The sequence below is a fragment of the Delftia sp. ASV31 genome, assembly GCF_016428765.1.
Classification (GTDB): domain Bacteria; phylum Pseudomonadota; class Gammaproteobacteria; order Burkholderiales; family Burkholderiaceae_C; genus Comamonas; species Comamonas acidovorans.
Window position 1 is genome coordinate 1 of record NZ_JAELTK010000283.1, and the last position, 315, is coordinate 315.

The following is a 315-nucleotide window of genomic DNA, read 5'->3' on the forward strand; positions in this document are numbered from 1 at the left end:
GGTCCAGGTCGATGCCGAGCTGGTATCGAGCTGCACGCCCATGAACGAGACCTGGGGACCCAGGGCCGCATTGAGCTGCAGGTGGTAGATCATCTCGACGATGGCCGCGCCGCCCACGATCATGACCCTGTCTCTTATACACATCTGACGCTGCCGACGAAATGCGAACAGTGTAGATCTCGGTGGTGGCCGGAGCATTAAAAAGGGGGGGGGGGGGGGGGGGGGGGGGGGGGGGGGGGGGGGGGGGGGGGGGGGGGGGGGGGGGGGGGGGGGGGGGGGGGGGGGGGGGGGGGGGGGGGGGGGGGGGGGGGGGGG

The 315-nt window shown here is 73.3% G+C and carries 1 protein-coding gene; it reads right to left on the reverse strand.

Going from position 1 to position 315, the window contains the following annotated elements; all coding sequences use genetic code 11:
• Positions 1-315, reverse strand: a 315-nt coding sequence (locus tag JHD82_RS29415; protein WP_199140448.1) for a hypothetical protein, incomplete at both ends; no start/stop codon positions are given.